16 protein-coding genes are annotated in these 16,478 nt (G+C 66.9%); 15 read left to right on the top strand and 1 reads right to left on the bottom strand.

The window, feature by feature from the left end:
- Positions 1-4: 4 nt before the first annotated feature.
- The 15 genes from AC13GI_RS01365 to rnt all read left to right on the top strand — a co-directional run bounded on the left by AC13GI_RS01365 (position 5) and on the right by rnt (position 13,073).
- Complete coding sequence (locus tag AC13GI_RS01365; protein WP_482995281.1) at positions 5-358, top strand: hypothetical protein; 354 nt, start codon at positions 5-7, stop codon at positions 356-358.
- Entirely contained in the window at positions 358-1,047 is a 690-nt protein-coding gene (gene nth, locus AC13GI_RS01360; RefSeq protein ID WP_099819987.1) for an endonuclease III, read from the top strand. The genes AC13GI_RS01365 and nth overlap by 1 nt, the downstream gene beginning before the upstream one ends.
- A gap of 228 nt (positions 1,048-1,275) precedes the next feature.
- On the top strand, positions 1,276-2,487 hold the full coding sequence (locus AC13GI_RS01355; RefSeq protein WP_482995280.1) for an OprO/OprP family phosphate-selective porin: 1,212 nt from the start codon (positions 1,276-1,278) through the stop codon (positions 2,485-2,487).
- 110 nt (positions 2,488-2,597) lie between these two features.
- On the top strand, positions 2,598-3,377 hold the full coding sequence (locus tag AC13GI_RS01350) for a PA3715 family protein (protein WP_482995279.1): 780 nt from the start codon (positions 2,598-2,600) through the stop codon (positions 3,375-3,377).
- Positions 3,378-3,513: 136 nt separating this feature from the next.
- Positions 3,514-4,533, top strand: coding sequence for a phosphate ABC transporter substrate-binding protein PstS (pstS, locus tag AC13GI_RS01345; RefSeq protein ID WP_025875374.1), 1,020 nt, complete (start codon positions 3,514-3,516; stop codon positions 4,531-4,533).
- Positions 4,534-4,980: 447 nt separating this feature from the next.
- Positions 4,981-6,069 carry a phosphate ABC transporter substrate-binding protein PstS gene (gene pstS, locus AC13GI_RS01340; RefSeq protein ID WP_025875376.1) on the top strand — a complete coding sequence of 363 codons (1,089 nt, stop codon included), beginning with the start codon at positions 4,981-4,983 and terminating at the stop codon, positions 6,067-6,069.
- Positions 6,070-6,151: 82 nt separating this feature from the next.
- Positions 6,152-7,120, top strand: coding sequence for a phosphate ABC transporter permease subunit PstC (gene pstC, locus AC13GI_RS01335; RefSeq protein WP_025875378.1), 969 nt, complete (start codon positions 6,152-6,154; stop codon positions 7,118-7,120).
- Positions 7,120-7,983, top strand: a complete 864-nt coding sequence (pstA, locus tag AC13GI_RS01330; protein WP_032951813.1) for a phosphate ABC transporter permease PstA — start codon at positions 7,120-7,122, stop codon at positions 7,981-7,983. The genes pstC and pstA overlap by 1 nt, the downstream gene beginning before the upstream one ends.
- Positions 7,984-8,002: 19 nt before the next feature.
- Positions 8,003-8,833 carry a phosphate ABC transporter ATP-binding protein PstB gene (pstB, locus tag AC13GI_RS01325; RefSeq protein ID WP_025875381.1) on the top strand — a complete coding sequence of 277 codons (831 nt, stop codon included), beginning with the start codon at positions 8,003-8,005 and terminating at the stop codon, positions 8,831-8,833.
- Between the two features lie 65 nt (positions 8,834-8,898).
- Positions 8,899-9,606: a phosphate signaling complex protein PhoU gene (phoU, locus tag AC13GI_RS01320; RefSeq protein ID WP_049465163.1), complete on the top strand. Its 708-nt coding sequence runs from the start codon at positions 8,899-8,901 to the stop codon at positions 9,604-9,606.
- 180 nt (positions 9,607-9,786) lie between these two features.
- Entirely contained in the window at positions 9,787-10,137 is a 351-nt protein-coding gene (locus tag AC13GI_RS01315) for a hypothetical protein (protein WP_099819982.1), read from the top strand.
- Entirely contained in the window at positions 10,124-10,999 is an 876-nt protein-coding gene (locus AC13GI_RS01310) for an HvfB family MNIO-type RiPP peptide maturase (RefSeq protein WP_099819981.1), read from the top strand. The genes AC13GI_RS01315 and AC13GI_RS01310 overlap by 14 nt, the downstream gene beginning before the upstream one ends.
- The gene (locus tag AC13GI_RS01305) at positions 10,992-11,747 is read left to right on the top strand and encodes an HvfC family RiPP maturation protein (protein ID WP_482995278.1); all 756 of its coding nucleotides are present in this window, start codon (positions 10,992-10,994) and stop codon (positions 11,745-11,747) included. The genes AC13GI_RS01310 and AC13GI_RS01305 overlap by 8 nt, the downstream gene beginning before the upstream one ends.
- A gap of 23 nt (positions 11,748-11,770) precedes the next feature.
- Positions 11,771-12,292, top strand: coding sequence for an HvfX family Cu-binding RiPP maturation protein (locus tag AC13GI_RS01300; protein WP_482995277.1), 522 nt, complete (start codon positions 11,771-11,773; stop codon positions 12,290-12,292).
- Between the two features lie 196 nt (positions 12,293-12,488).
- Positions 12,489-13,073: a ribonuclease T gene (gene rnt / locus AC13GI_RS01295; RefSeq protein WP_032951815.1), complete on the top strand. Its 585-nt coding sequence runs from the start codon at positions 12,489-12,491 to the stop codon at positions 13,071-13,073.
- A gap of 293 nt (positions 13,074-13,366) precedes the next feature.
- On the opposite strand, the gene AC13GI_RS01290 is transcribed toward rnt, so the two are convergent.
- Positions 13,367-16,387, bottom strand: a complete 3,021-nt coding sequence (locus AC13GI_RS01290) for a two-component regulator propeller domain-containing protein (RefSeq protein ID WP_482995276.1) — start codon at positions 16,385-16,387, stop codon at positions 13,367-13,369.
- Positions 16,388-16,478 lie beyond the last annotated feature (91 nt).

Raw genomic sequence — 16,478 nt, 5'->3', positions numbered from 1 at the left:
TGCCATGGCATCCCGACCCAACCCCGTGCTGCTGTTCGCCCGGGTCCAGGCAGACGATCCCGATGGCGCGCTGCAGGCTGGACTGATGGACTACGTCGTGCGCGCTGGCGATGACCGGCTGCTGGCCGATCATCCGGACCTGCCCGACCGCCTCTGCCAGATGCAGCTGCAACTGCAGCGTGCCTGGGCCGCGCGCGAACGTTTCCGCGCACGCGCGGTGCGCCTGGCCCGCCGCGAGGCCGAGCGTGATGCACGTCGCACGCCCGCGCCGGCACCGGACGCCAAACCCGCCCTGCCCGCCGCAGCGGCCGCCATCCTCGCCCGGGCCAAGGCCCGCGCCGCCGGCAAGGAGCAGTAATGGCGACCGCGAAGAAGACCGCGCGCGCACCTGCGCGCCGCGGCGGTACGATGCCGCGCGCCGACGTGGTGGAGATGTTCACCCGCCTGCGCGAACTCAACCCGCATCCGAAGACCGAGCTGGAATACAGTTCGCCGTTCGAACTGCTGGTGGCGGTCGCACTGTCGGCGCAGGCCACCGACGTCGGCGTCAACAAGGCCACCCGTCGCCTGTTCCCGGTTGCCAACACGCCGGCGAAAATCCTCGCCCTGGGCGAAGAGGGACTGAAGAAGTACATCGCCACCATCGGCCTGTTCAATGCGAAGGCGAAGAACGTGATCGCCACCTGCGCGTTGCTGCTGGAGAAGCACGGCGGCGAAGTACCACGCGACCGCGATGCACTGGAAGCACTGCCCGGTGTCGGTCGCAAGACCGCCAACGTAGTGCTCAACACCGCCTTCGGCGAACCGGTGATGGCGGTGGACACGCATATCTTCCGTGTCGCCAACCGCACTGGACTTGCGCCAGGAAAGAACGTGCGCGAGGTGGAAGATCGATTGGTCAAAGCGATTCCCGCCGAGTTCCTGCTCGATGCGCATCACTGGCTGATCCTGCACGGGCGGTACGTGTGCAAAGCGCGCAAGCCGGATTGTCCGGGGTGCGTGATTGCCGATCTCTGCCGGTTCAAGGACAAGACCCTCGCCGAGTGATGGCGGCATCCGCGCATGACGTGGATGCACGGAAACACCATCCTCGCAGGGCGTGGATCTACTGCAACCGGGACGCAATCCGGGCGTCATACGTAACCGGTTTCAATGGCAGGCCCAGCCGTGACGGGGCCTGCGGCGGATCGCGGCCGTGCGCGAACTGTCACATTTACGCAATCTTCACGTTTTAGCCTGCGCGCATCTTCCCACCTGCCTGCAAGGCTCCTCTCCATGAAACTGCATCACCAACTCCTGACGGTCGCCGTGGCTGCTGCGCTGTATGTGCCGGCCGCCCACGCCGAAGTCGCCATCGATGTGATCGGCGGTTCGGAAATCACCTTCGAAGGCCTGGTCCAGGCCGACGGCAACTGGTACGACAATGACGTCGTGGACCTCAACGGCGGTGACGCCGGCAACGGCAAGAACAGCGAATTCGAACTGCGTCGCGCCGAGCTGGTGCTGAAGGGCAAGGGCCCGGGCAACGTGGAGTGGGTGGTCGGCTATGACGCCAAGGCCGACAAGTTCCTCGACACCAACGTGAAGTACAAGCTGCTGGGCAACGCCAACCACTTCATCCAGGTCGGCCAGTTCAAGCAGCCCAACAGCCTGGAAGAGCTGTCCAGCACCAAGAACAACGACTTCATCTCCAAGGCTGCGGTCACCAACACCTACGCCGTCGCCCGTCGCCTCGGCGGTGCCTACAGCTACGGCCAGGACAACTGGTCGGTCACCGCCAGCGCCTTCGGCCGCGAACTGACCCGCAACCTGGCCCACGGCAGCGGCTACGGCGCACGTGGTACCTGGGCCCCGATCAACGAGAAGGGCCAGGTCCTGCACTTCGGCCTGAGCTACGTGAACTACGACACCGACGCAGACACCCTGCGCGTGCGTGCCCGCCCGAACGCTGACCTGGCCACCGCGCGCCTGGTCGACAGCGGCAACCTGGTCGACACCGACCGCGTCAGCACCATCGGCGCCGAAGCGATGTACTTCCAGGGTCCGTTCAAGGCCCAGGCCGAGTACTACACCAGCAAGGCCAAGCGCATGGCCAACGACAACTACACCAGTGACGGCTACTACGTCAGCGGCGTGTGGAATGTCACCGGCGAAAGCTGGAGCTACAAGAGCGGCACCCCGGGCACCGGCCTGCCGAACAACCCGGCCGGCGGCCAGTGGCAGCTGGGCGTGCGTTACGACCACATGAACCTGAACGACGGCAACCTCGCCGCCAACCCGGTGGCCGGCCGTCCGCCGATCGTCGATGGCGTGCTCGGCGGCAAGATGGACATCTGGACCGTCGGCGCCAACTGGTACTGGCGCTCGAACTTCAAGCTGATGCTCAACTACGTGATGGTCGACAGCAAGAAGTACAACTCGACCGCCCGTGGCTTCGTCAACGACGATCCGAACATCCTGGAAGCCCGCGCGCAGTTCTTCTGGTAAGACCGGAAGCACGCGTTCGAACGAAGGCACGGCTCCGGCCGTGCCTTCGTCGTTGTGGGCAGGCGGTGGCCGCGCGATGATGCCCTGCCCTGTCGACATGGACCTTCGGGATGCCCCCTTCCCTTCGCCTGCGCCGCCTGCTGTGCGCTGCCCTGCTCGCCGCCCTGCCCGCCACCGCGCTCGCCTGTGACGATGCAGAGGCCGTGCGCGAGGCCGCGTATCGGCAGTTGCCGGCTGGCGCCTTGCCAGTGACGGCACGCTTTACCGATGCCGACAGCAGCGCCTGCCGTGCGTGGCCCGCGCAACCCGGCACGACCCTGCTGGCCGTCGCGCAATGGACAGCGCCAGCCTCGGAAGACGTGCGCGGCGGCGACCTGGATCTGTTGCTGATCGACACCGCCAGTGGCCGGCCGCTGGCCTGGACCCGCGTGGCCGATGCGGTCAGCAGCGATGCGCTGCGCTTCACCGGGCTCCACCTGGACACCGCACGCTGGCAGCTGGACCCGGCCACCCGCGCGTTTGGCGTGCGCATGGACTACAGCGGCAGCTCAGGGCCCAACCCGTTCGCGCAGACCGAACTGCAGTTGTTCGTGCGCGATGGCCGGCAACTGCGCCGGGTGCTTGCGCCGCTGGCGGTCAGCGGCAGTCGCGGCGAATGGGATACGCGCTGCGCCGGCGAGTTCAGCCGCTTCGAGCGCACGCTGGAAATGGGCAATAGCACTTCCGCGGGTCTGGCACCGATCCTGGTGCGCGAAAAGCGCATCGATACGATCAGCGTCGCTGCGGGCGACGACTGCCATGCAACCGACACGACGGCACCGGCGCAGCGCTGGACACTGCTGCCCAGCGACGGCCGCTATGCCGTTCCGCAGGCGTTGCGCGGGCTCTGAAAGGGAGGCATCGGCAGCGCCATGACGGCTGTCACGTCCGCGTCATATGACAGACGCGGGCGTGTCATGGAACCGTTATGGAATGTGCACCGAAACGTCGGGCAGCCGCCCCTCGACCACCCCAGGAGTCTCTCCCGTGATCCACGCCTTCAAGTCGCGCGCCGCCGTCGCCATTCTGGCCGCGTCGTCCGTGTTCGCCGCCAACGCCGCCGATGTCACCGGCGCGGGCGCCTCGTTCATCTACCCGGTGATGTCCAAGTGGTCGGCCGACTACAGCACCGCCACCGGCAAGAAGGTCAACTACCAGTCGATCGGTTCCGGCGGTGGTATCGCCCAGATCAAGGCTGCGACCGTGGACTTCGGTTCGTCCGATGCGCCGCTGAAGCCGGAAGAGCTGGCGGCCGCCGGCCTGGCCCAGTTCCCGTCGGTGATCGGCGGCGTGGTGCCGGTGATCAACGTCGCGGGCGTCGCCCCGGGCGCGCTGAAGCTGGACGGTCCGACCCTGGCCAACATCTTCCTGGGCAAGATCACCACCTGGAACGACCCGGCCATTGCCGCCTTGAACAGCGGCCTGACCCTGCCCAGCGGCAAGATCACCATCGTCCATCGTTCGGACGGCTCGGGCACCACCTTCAACTTCGTCAACTACCTGTCCAAGGTCAGCCCGGAGTGGAAGAGCAAGGTCGGTGAAGGCACCTCGGTGCAGTGGCCGGCCGGCATCGGCGGCAAGGGCAACGAAGGCGTTGCTGCCTACGTGAAGCAGATCAAGGGCGGCATCGGCTACGTCGAACTGTCCTATGCGCTGCAGAACAAGATGTCCTACGCGGCGATGAAGAACGCGGCCGGCAAGATCGTGCAGCCGTCGGACGCATCGTTCTCGGCCGCTGCGGCCAGCGCCGACTGGGCCAACGCCCGCGACTTCTACCTGGTGATGACCAACGCCCCGGGCGCTGATGCGTGGCCGATCACCGCCACCAACTTCATCCTGGTGCGCAAGCAGCCGAAGAACGTGGCGGGCGCCAAGGCCACCCAGGAGTTCTTCCGCTGGGTCTACAAGAATGGCGATGCGCAGGCCAAGCAGCTGGACTACGTGCCGCTGCCGGACGCGCTGGTGCGCCAGATCGAGACCTACTGGACGCAGAACCTGAAGTACTGAGTTTCGTTGCAAGGCGTTCCCCCGCAGGAACGGGGTCGGCGGGTCCTCTCTCCCCCGCCGGCCCCACCGGGCGCTGGATCCTTCGGGGTCCGGCGCTCTTCTTTTTTGTAGGGTTGGTCGTGAAAGGCGCCGCGCTTCCGTTGATCTGTTGTTGCGGCGATGGGGTCATGCAGGAGCATCTGTAGAGCCGAGCCCATGCTCGGCTGCTTCTGGCCTGCCCTCGCGGGCAGCCGAGCATGGGCTCGGCTCCACCCTGCCTCCATCGTCATATCGGTGCGCAGATCCGTGGTCTCCGGGCCCCCGCCGGGGGCACGCCACCCCTGTGAAACCCTTGCCAGAACGTGATCCAGGACACCTCTGTCATGGACGTCATACGGTTGTAACAAAAACATCATTTCATAGCCGCATCCGCCGACACCGTCGGCTCTACCCCGCTATGGAGTGACCATGAAACTGCACTCGGCCAGCCTTGCCGCCCTTTCCCTGGCCATCGCCCTGGGCCTGTCTGCCTGCGGTGGCGACAAGCAGGCCGCACAGCAGCCGGCCGCTGACGGCGCCGCTGCTCCGGCCGCTGCCGGCGACAAGGTGACCGCTGAGGTCTCCGGTGCCGGCGCCTCCTTCATCTTCCCGCTGGTGTCCAAGTGGTCGGCCGACTACAACACCGCCACCGGCGCCAAGATCAACTACCAGTCGATCGGTTCCGGCGGTGGCATCGCCCAGATCAAGGCCGGCACCGTTGATTTCGGTTCGTCGGACAAGCCGCTGAGCAGCGACGAGCTGGCCCAGGCCGGCCTGGCCCAGTTCCCGTCGGCCATCGGCGGCGTGGTGCCGGTGGTCAACATCGACGGCCTGGAAGCCGGCAAGCTGCGCCTCAGTGGCGCCCTGCTCGCCGACATCTTCCTGGGCAAGGTCAAGACCTGGAACGACCCGGCCATCGTCGCCGCCAACCCGGGCGTGACCCTGCCGGACGGCAAGATCACCATCGTCCACCGTTCGGACGGTTCGGGCACCACCTTCAACTTCTCCAACTACCTGTCCAAGGTCAGCCCGGAGTGGAAGAGCAAAGTCGGCGAAGGCACCTCGGTGCAGTGGCCGGACGGCGTGGGTGGCAAGGGCAATGAAGGCGTCGCCTCGTACGTGAAGCAGATCAAGGGCTCGATCGGCTACGTCGAACTGGCCTACGCCCTGCAGAACGCGATGCCCTACACCTCGCTGCAGAACGCGGCCGGCACCTGGGTGCAGCCGAACGCTGAGACCTTCGCCGCCGCTGCCGCCAGCGCCGACTGGGCCAGCGCCAAGGACTTCAACCTGGTCATCACCAACGCACCGGGCGAACAGGCGTGGCCGATCACTGCCACCAACTTCATGCTGATGCAGAAGAAGCCGAAGGATGCCAAGCGCAACCAGGATGCACTGGCCTTCTTCAAGTGGGCTTTCGAAAGCGGCCAGACCCAGGCCAACGAACTGCACTACGTGCCGCTGCCGGCCGAGCTGGTCAAGCAGATCGAAGCCTACTGGGCGACCGAACTGAAGTGATGGACCCGACGGTGCCCGCCACGTGCGGGCACCGTCTCCTGAACATCGTGCTGCCCCGCCCCTTCCTGGCCCTGCCGTCCCCATGAATGCCATCGCCCAGCCTGTAGCCGCCCCGTCCACGCGTGATACGCGTGATGCCCGCAACGACAAACTGTTCCGATGGGTGCTGGTCGGCACCGTCATCTTCGTCCTGATCGCACTGGCCTGCGCCGCACTGTCGATGCTGTGGGGTGGTCGCCACGCCCTGCAGATGCAGGGCCTGAGCTTCTTCTTCTCTTCCGACTGGAATCCGGTCGAAAACAAGTTCGGCGCCCTCGCCCCGATCTACGGCACCCTGGTCACCGCACTGATCGCGATGGTCATCGCCGTGCCGGTCAGCTTCGGCATCGCCTTCTTCCTCACCGAAGTGGCACCGCGCTGGCTGCGGGGCCCGGTCGGTACCGCCATCGAACTGCTGGCGGGCATTCCCTCGATCATCTACGGCATGTGGGGCCTGTTCGTGCTGGTGCCGGTGATGACCGAGTACGTCACCCCGTTCCTCAACGAAACCCTGGGCGAATGGCCGATCATCGGCCCGGTGTTCCAGGGCCCGCCGCTGGGCATCGGCATGCTCACCGCGGGTTTCGTGCTGGCGATCATGGTCATCCCGTTCATCTCCTCGGTGATGCGCGAAGTGTTCCTGACCGTGCCGACCCGCCTGAAGGAATCGGCCTACGCGCTGGGTTCCACCAAGTGGGAAGTGAGCTGGGACATCGTGCTGCCCTACACCCGCTCGGCAGTGATCGGTGGCGTGTTCCTCGGCCTCGGCCGCGCACTCGGCGAGACGATGGCGGTGGCCTTCGTGATCGGCAACAGCGTGCGCCTGTCGCCGTCGCTGCTGGAACCGGGCACCACCATCGCCGCACTGATCGCCAACGACTTCGGCGAAGCCACTGAAACCTACCGCTCGGCGTTGCTGCTGCTCGGCTTCGTCCTCTTCATCGTCACCTTCGTGGTGCTCGCCATCGCCCGCCTGATGCTGATGCGCCTGTCCCGCAAGGAGGGCAACTGATGTCCAGCACCGCTGACTCCCTGTACCTGCGCCGCCGCATCGGCAACGTCATCGCCATCGCGATGTCCTGCGCCACCGCGCTGTTCGGCCTGTTCTTCCTCGGCTGGATCCTGTTCACCCTGGCCTCGAAGGGCCTGGCCGGCATCAACCTGGATCTGTTCACCAAGATGACACCGCCGCCGATGCAGGAAGGCGGTCTGGCCAACGCCTTCTTCGGCAGCGCAGTGATGTGTGCGCTGGCGATCGGCATCGGCACCCCGCTGGGTGTGCTGGCCGGCACCTGGCTGGCCGAGTACGGCAACGCCCGCAAAGCCGGCACCGTGGTCCGCTTCGTCAACGACATCCTGCTGTCGGCACCGTCCATCGTGCTGGGCCTGTTCGTCTACACCCTGTACGTGATGCAGACCGGCGGCAGCTTCTCCGCCTTCGCAGGTGCGCTGTCGCTGGCCTTCATCGTGCTGCCGGTGGTGGTGCGTACCACCGACGAGATGCTGCGCCTGGTGCCTTCGCAGATGCGCGAAGCCGCCCTGTCGCTGGGCATCCCGCAGTGGAAGGTGATCGTGCAGGTGCTGTACCGCAGTGCCTCGGCCGGCATCATCACCGGCATCCTGCTGGCGCTGGCCCGCATTTCCGGCGAGACCGCACCGCTGCTGTTCACCGCCTTCGGCAACCAGTACTGGAACAGCAACGTGTTCCAGCCGATGGCCTCGGTGCCGGTGGTGATGAACCAGTTCGCCGGCAGCCCGTATGAATCCTGGCAGGTGCTGGCCTGGGCCGGCGCGCTGGTGCTGACCGTGTTCGTGCTGCTGGTCAGCCTCTCTGCGCGCGGCATCCTGCTGCGCAACCGTATCTCCCATGACTGACCTTTCCGTGGATACCGCCATGAACGACCTTTCCAACGCCGTGCCGATGCAGCGCATCGTGGTGCCGGCCTCGCACGAGAACCTGCACGCTCCGGCACCGGTCAAGCTCGCCGCGCGTGGACTGGACTTCTACTACGACAAGTTCCACGCCCTGAAGGGCATCAACCTGGAGATCCCGGAAAAGCGCGTGACCGCGCTTATCGGTCCCTCCGGTTGCGGCAAGTCGACCCTGCTGCGCATTTTCAACCGCATCTACGCGCTGTACCCGAAGCTGGAAGCGCGCGGTGAGGTGATCCTCGACGGCGAGAACATCCTGTCGCCGAAGTACCCGATGAACCGCCTGCGCAGCAAGGTCGGCATGGTGTTCCAGAAGCCGGTGCCGTTCCCGATGACCATCTTCGAGAACGTGGCCTACGGCATCCGCCACCACGAGAAGCTGTCCAAGGCGGACATGGCCGACCGTGTCGAGCACGCGCTGCGCCAGGGCGCGCTGTGGGACGAAGTGAAGGACAAGCTCAACCAGAGCGCGCTGGGCCTGTCCGGCGGCCAGCAGCAGCGTCTGTGCATCGCCCGCGCCGTGGCCCTGCGCCCGTCGGTGCTGCTGCTGGACGAGCCGACCTCGGCGCTGGACCCGATCTCCACCAGCCGCATCGAGCAGCTGGTGGAAGAACTGAAGCACGAGTACACCATCGTGATCGTCACCCACAACATGCAGCAGGCCGCGCGCGTGTCCGATTACACCGCCTTCATGTACCTGGGCGACCTGATCGAGCACGACCGCACCGAAGTGATCTTCTCGCAGCCGTCCAAGCAGCAGACCGAGGATTACATCACCGGTCGCTTTGGCTGACCGGCGCTGACGCTTCGCCACATGTCCCAGCCAGGCGCGGCCTGGCTCTACCTGGATTGCAGACCATGAACCTTCCCAACGACCACATCGTCAAAAGCTACGACGAAGAGCAGCAGCGCCTGGTGGCCGAAATCGTGCGCATGGGCGAGATGGCCGTCGCCCAGCTGGAGGCGTCGATGGACGTCATCGAGAAGCGCGACGAGAACGCCGCCCACCGCATCATCGCCAACGATGAAGCGATCGATGCGCTGGAACAGCAGATCAGCCACGACGTGATGCGCCTGGCGCTGCGTGGCCCGATGGCGCGCGACCTGCGCGAGATCCTTGCCGGCCTGCGCATTCCGGCCGACATCGAACGCATCGGCGACTACGCGGCCAACGTCGCCAAGCGCTCCATCGCGCTGGGCAAGGTGCCGCCGCTGCCACAGATCCAGGGCCTGCGCGCGCTCGGCCGTCTGGCTGCGCAGCAGGTCCGCCGTGCCATCGCCGCCTACCGCGACAACGATGCCGATGCCGCGCTGGAACTGCGCGAGGACGATGCCCGCCTGGATGCGCAGTACACCGCGCTGTTCCGCGAGCTGCTGACCTACATGATGGAAGACCCGCGCAACATCACCCCGTGCACCCATCTGCTGTTCATGGCCAAGAACCTGGAACGCGTGGGCGACCACGCCACCAACATCGCCGAAAACGTGTGGTTCCTGGTGCACGGCGAACAGCCGTTGCCGCCGCGCCAGAAGCGCGACGAGACCTCCAGCGCCGGAGATATCTGATACTGCACTGCAACACCGGATTCGACTCCAGGGTGGCCGCTGTCCTCGCGACAGCGGCCTTTTTGTTGGCGTCGCAATACTTCTCACGAAAATTTGAACTCCCGGCGAGGATTCGTTGAGTAGGATCGCTGCACCATCGCTTCACCACGGGCACCCGCCCACCACCCAGGAGCACGACCGATGAGCACCTCCAACAAGACGCTGTCCCTGCTGACCGCCACCGCCCTGGCCGCAGGCCTCGGCATGACCGCCTCCGCCTCGGCCCTGAGCATGAGCGATCTCGCCCAGGGTTATCTGGTTGCCGGCCAGGCGGCAAAGGCCACCGACGCGAAGGCGACCGATGCGAAATCCGCCGACGCGGCCAAGCATGCAGAAGGCAAGTGTGGCGCCGACGGCAAGAGCGCTGAAGGCAAGTGCGGCGGCGACAAGGGCAAGGCAGCGGCCGGTGCCGACGCCAAGGCCAAGACCGGCGGCGACAAGAAGTCGGCCGAAGGCAAGTGCGGCGAAGGCAAGTGCGGTGGCAAGCACTGACGTCCGCGCCGGCGTCGTCCACCCGCGGTCGCCGCTTCCCGCGGCGGCCGTGGGCCTGGGCCTGCGCCGCGCCCTGCTGCAGGACCTGCGCGACGCACCCGCCGGCGATTTCGATTTCCTCGAGTGCGCGCCGGAGAACTGGATCGGTGTAGGCGGCCCCGCCGGTGACGCGCTGGCCGAACTGGCCACGCGCCATCCGTTGAGCTGCCACGGCCTGTCGTTGTCACTGGGTGGAAGCGCAGCGCTGGATACCCAGCTGCTGGCACAGGTGGGTGCCTTTCTTGAGCAACACCGGGTGCCGCTGTACAGCGAACACCTCAGCTACTGCAGCGACGAGGGCCATCTGTACGACCTGCTGCCGATTCCATTCACCGATGAAGCAGTACGCCACACCGCTGCACGCATCGCCCGCGTGCAGGACATCCTCGGCCGCCGCATCGCCGTGGAAAACGTGTCGTACTACCTGGCCCCGGAACCAATGATGGACGAACTGGCCTTCACCAATGCGGTGCTGGCCGAGGCCGACTGCGATCTGCTGCTGGACGTCAACAATGTCTACGTCAATGCCTGCAACCACGGCTACGACGCCGATACGTTCATTGCCGGCCTGCCCGCGCAGCGCATCGTCTGCCTGCACGTGGCCGGGCACCTGGACGACGCTCCGGACCTGAAGATCGACACCCACGGCAGCCCGGTGATCGATCCGGTGTGGGATCTGCTGGCGCGTACCTACGCGCGCATCGGCCCGCGCCCTACCCTGCTCGAACGCGACTTCAATTTCCCGCCTTACGCCGAGCTGCGCGGCGAACTGCAGACCATCCACCGCCTGCAGGCCGTGCATGCTGGAGCCGCCCATGGCTGATGCTCCCGAACGACTGCGCGCGCAGCAGCACGCGTTCACCGCACACCTGCGCGATCCGGCGCAGGTGCCGGCGCCGCCCGGCATGGACCCGCGCCGGGTGGCGGTGTACGAACGCCTGCTGTTCAACAATCTGCTGGGATTGTTGAGCAACGGCTTCCCGGTCTGCGTGCGCCTGCTGGGCGAACCGGCCTGGGGTGCGCTGGTGCGCCACTATTTCGCCAGCCACCGTTGCCACACCCCGTTGTTCACCGAGCTGGCGGCCGAGTTCGTGCAGTGGCTGCAAGCGCAGCCGGCGCTGCCGCACCCGGCGTTGGCCGAACTGGCCCACTACGAGTGGGTGGAGACCGCGCTGTACCAGCTGCAGGCTGATCCGCTGCCGGAACCTGGCGACATCGATCCGTTGCAGGTGCCGTTGCGGCGCTCGCCACTGGCCTGGCCGCTGCTGTACCACTGGCCGGTGTATCAACTGGGTAGCGACGATGCACCGTCGCAACCACCGGCAGAGCCCACCGGCCTGCTGGTACGGCGCGATGCCGATGGCGCAGTGCGCTTTGCCACCCTGACCCGTCTGGCGGTGCATCTGCTGACGCTGATCGGCGAGGCGCCCGGGGCCACCGGCCAACAACAGCTGCAGCAACTGGCCGCCCTGCACCACCTCGATCCCGAGACCCTGGCCGCCCCGGGTGCGCAACTGCTGCAGCAGTTCCTGCGTGCCCGCGTGATCGGTCCGCTCCGCGCTTCACCCTGACGCCCCTTCCAGGAGATTCACCGATGAAGACCCCGATCCTGGCCGCAACCCGCGGCCAGCTGGACCGTTTCGCCCCGTGGTTGGCCCCGCTTGGCCTGCGCCTGCTGCTTGCCTGGGAATTCTTCGAATCCGGGCGCGAGAAACTGCACGGGCAGAACTGGTTCGCCGACCTGCAGGATGCCTTCCCGTTTCCGTTCGACCAGTTGCCCGCCGCGCTGAACTGGCAATTGGCCACTTGGTTCGAACTGGTGGGCGCAGCGTGCCTGCTGTTCGGCTTTGGCACCCGCTTTGCCGCCGCCAGCCTGCTGGTGCTGACGGTCGTGGCAATGTACGCGGTGCACTGGCCGGCCGAATGGAGCTCGCTGGGCGATCTGGCAATGGGCTACGCGATCAGCGACCAGGGCTTTGGCAACTTCAAACTACCACTGCTGTTCATGGCGATGCTGCTGCCGCTGCTGTTCACCGGCGCCGGGCGCCTGAGCGTGGATGCAGTGCTGGCGCGGTGGTATCCGTCGGGCCCCACGGCGCAGCCCGCGGTCCGGTAGATGCCGAGCTTGGTCGGCGCACGTCGCGCGGTCCGGTAGACGCCGACCTTGGTCGGCGCACAGTGTGCCAACCAAGGTTGGCACCTGCCAGGATCCCTGGCGCTCAGGGTCGCTCTGCTAGAATCCGTACATGACTGACCCCACTTCCGCACCTGCCCCCGCCCCTGTTCCCGACGTACCCCAGGCGCAGCGCGCGATGTCACAACGCTTCCGCGGCTTCCTGCCGGTGGTGGTGGATGTTGAAACCGGCGGCTTCGACAGCCAGCGCAACGCGCTGCTGGAAATCGCCGCCGTACCGATCGAGATGGACGAGAACGGCCTGCTCTACCCCGGCCAGACCGCCAGCGCCCATGTGGTGCCGGCCGAGGGCCTGGAGATCGACCCGAAGTCGCTGGAAGTGACCGGCATCATCCTCGACCATCCATTCCGGCTGGCCAAGGAAGAGAAGGCGGCGCTCGATCACGTCTTCACTCCGGTGCGTGCGGCGATGAAGAAGTACGGCTGCCAGCGCGCGATCCTGGTCGGCCACAACGCCCATTTCGATCTCGGCTTCGTCAACGCCGCGGTGGCCCGTACCGGGCACAAGCGCAATCCGTTCCATCCGTTCAGCGTGTTCGATACGGTCACCCTGGCGGGTATCGCCTACGGTCAGACCGTGCTGGCGCGCGCGGCCACGGCGGCCGGGCTGGGCTGGGATGCCAACGAGGCGCACAGCGCGGTGTATGACACCGAGCAGACGGCGCGGTTGTTCTGCACGATCGCCAACGCCTGGCCGCGATAAGGCGGCCAACGGCGGAGCCCCTCGTGGCGGGCTGACAGCGATTCCGGTCAAGGCCGGGCGGGTGGACTGCGCAGGGGACGCTGCAAGTACGTCCCTGTAAGCTCGGTCGCCGCATCCATGCGGCTCACGCCCCTGCGCAGCCCACCCGCCCGGCCACGGACACGTTGCTGGGCGCCACGGAAAGAAAAGATCAGAAACGCGGGAGCAACAGCGGGTCGCTGCGCTCGATGGGTGCCAACCGTTGATGCGGCACTCCAGTAGATCCACGCCATGCGTGGATGCTTCGCACTGGATCAACCGATGCTCGTGCGATCGCGGCCGTCGCTCTTCGCGCGGTACAACGCACGGTCGGCACGCTGGTACAGCAGCGCCGGGGTGCGGTCGTCGCCATCCAGTTCCACCAGGCCGGCGCTGAAGGTCACCCGCAGGCCGGGTATGCCGGCCCAGTCCGGATGGTCGTGGAACAGGCCACGCAGGCGCGCGCACAGCTGCGCCGCCTCCTCCAGCCGGGTGTCGTTGAGCAGCAGCGCGAATTCTTCGCCGCCGGTGCGTGCCGGCAGGTCCGAATCGCGACTGGCCGCGGCGATCACCTGCGCCACTTCCACCAGTACTGCATCACCGATGCTGTGGCTGTGCTGATCGTTGACGTCCTTGAAGTGGTCGATGTCCAGCACCACCAGGCACAGCGGATGGCCGCTGCGCTGAGCGCGGGCGAAGTCGCGGGCCAGCGCCTCGTCGAAACCACGACGGTTGGCCAGCCGGGTCAGCGCGTCCTCGCGGGCCTGTCGTTCGAATGCCTCGGCCTGCCGCGCCAGGCGCTCGGCCAGCTCGGTCTTTTCCTGGTTCAACGCCTGCAGGTGCACGGTCTGCGCCTGCAGGTCGAAGGTTGCCTCATCCACGCGGCGTGCCAGGCGCAGGTTGCTGGCCTTGTACTGCTGCAGCAGGAAGCGGTACAGCGCCACCAGTGCGGCCAGCAGCACCAGCGCGATCAGTGCCTGCACGCTGTGCCGCTGCCACCAGAACGGCTCGACGGTGAAGCTCCACAGCGCTTCCTGATGGCCCCAGCTGCCACCCGGGTGCGAGGCGGCCACGTGCAGCGTGTAATCGCCAGGCGGCAGGCCGACGAACTCCACGCTGCGCTGCGGGCCTCGCTCCACCCAGCCATTGTCCAGACCCTCCAGCCGCGTGCGGTAGCGGATGCGATCGGACATCAGGTAGCTCAGGCCCACGTAGCTCACCGCAAGCCGTCGCCCACCGGGAATCAGGTTGCGCTCGGAGCCTTCCCAGTGCACCGGCGCACCGTCGACCTGTACGTTCTCGATTGCCGCAGGCGGTGCCGGGCGTTCACGGAAACGCTGCAGCCGCTGCGGGTCGACCATGCTCAGGCCACCGGCGGTCACCACCCAGAACGTGCCGTCCTGGCGCAGGATCGCCGAGGGACCGGAACTGCCGTTGGCCTGCGCATTGGCCATGCCGTCGATTTCGTTGTAACGCTCCACGGTTACCCGCGGCGCGCGTCCGTCGGCCACGGCGTTGAGCGTGGCCATATCGGTGCGCAGCACGCCGCGGTTGCTGCTGATCCACACATTGCCCAGTCGATCGGGTACCAGCTGGAACACCGCATCCACCGGCATGCCCTGCTCCAACCCCACGCGCGCCAGCGTGCCGCGCTGCCAGCGGTACAGCCCACGATCACTGCTGATCCACATCGCATCGCCGATCTGGTGGAAGCCGAACACGCTACGCCCCCCGCCCAGCGGCGCCAGGTCGATCGACTGCACACGATCACCGCGCAGCACGCGGATGCCTTCGATGGTGCCGATCCACAGATTTCCCTGGTGATCGTGTTCCAGCGCCGTGGTCAGGCCTGCCGGCATGCCCGCAATCGTGGGCACGGTTACCTTGTCACCCTCGATACGGACCACGCCCTTCTGCGTCCCCGCCCAGACCACGCCGTCAGGCGCGATGCTGATCGCACGGATGTTGCCGCCGGGCAGGCCATCGGCCGCCGCGTAGTTGTGGCGAAGGCGTCCATCGGCGTGCAAGCGGTAGATGCCGTCGCCGAAGGTACCCACCCACAGATCGCCGCCGGCATCCTGGGCCAGGCTCAGTACCGAGGGCGCCTTGCCACCGCGGTTGTGCAGCGGCATCGCGCGGAATCGACCATCGGCGGTCTGCAGGTCCAGGCCGCTGGCACTGCCCACCCACAGGCGGCGATCACGGTCTTCGAGCACCGTGCGCACGTAGTCGCCGCTGAGGCCGTCGCGTTCGGTGTAGCTGCTGAACAGGGTTTCGCGCAGGCGATACAGGCCGCCGTTGGCACCCACCCAGATGCTGCCCTCGGCATCCTCGCGCAGGCTGACCACACGCCCGCCGGGCAGGTTCAGACCGGCCGGCAGGCGCTCCAGGCCATGCGCCGAAATGCGCAGCAGGCCCTGGTTCTCGGTACCCAGCCACAGGTCGCCATGGCGGTCCTGCAGCATCGCGGTCAAGTGCAGCTGGCCGGGCAGCCGGTGCACCAGCACCAGGCGATCATCCTCCACCCGGTACAGGCGCTCGCCCGCGACGATCCACAGCGCACCATCGGGTGCGCGGTAGGGCCACGACAGCCCCTTGTCCACGCCCCAGGCCGCCGGCGCGCGCTGCAGCACGCCGTCGTTGTCACGCAGCACCAGGCCGTCGAGGGTGCCGATCCAGACCCGGTCCTGCGCGTCGACCGCCATCTTGGTGAAGCTCATCGCCAGCGGCAGGTCCGGCGGTGGACGCTGGTAGACGATGCCCTTGTCCGGGGTCAGATAGGCGATGCCCTTGCCTTCATACAGCAGCCACAGGCGTCCCTGGCTGTCCATCTGCATGGACTGGATCAGTACCTGCGGCGTATCCGGTTGATGCTCCCAGACCCGCCACTGGCCATCGCTGCCGCGGTGGCTGACATTACCCCGCGAGTCGCTGATCCACAGACCACCCTGCGTGTCGACCAGCAGCGCGCCGATGCCGTTGTCGCGCAGCCCCGGCCGGGTGCTGCGGTCGAACACGGTGAAATCCAGGCCGTTGTAGCGCACCAGGCCTTCCCAGGTGGCGAACCACAGGTGGCCTTCCGGGGTCTGCGCGATGTCGCGCAGCGAGTTGTGCGGCAGACCATTGCGCGAGGTCCACACGTCGATGGCGTAGTCGCGCAGCGGCGGCGCGCCACTCTGCGCAGCCAGCGGCGCGGCCATCGCCAGCAGCAGCCACAGCACGCCCAGTCGCAGCAGGCGACCGATCCTTTCCGCGTGGCGCCCCGCCCGGCGCCTGCCCGCCCCCTGCCCGCCCATCAGCGCAGCGGCGGCGGCCAGCTGCGGATGCCGGTGGCGGCAGCAGACGCGAACGGGGACAGCCGCACCGCGCAGGGCGGCATGCCGGCAG

It is taken from the genome of Stenotrophomonas sp. 82F1, from assembly GCF_056861525.1.
Note: the sequence above shows the minus strand (reverse complement) of the source record. Positions and strands in the feature narration are given on the sequence as shown.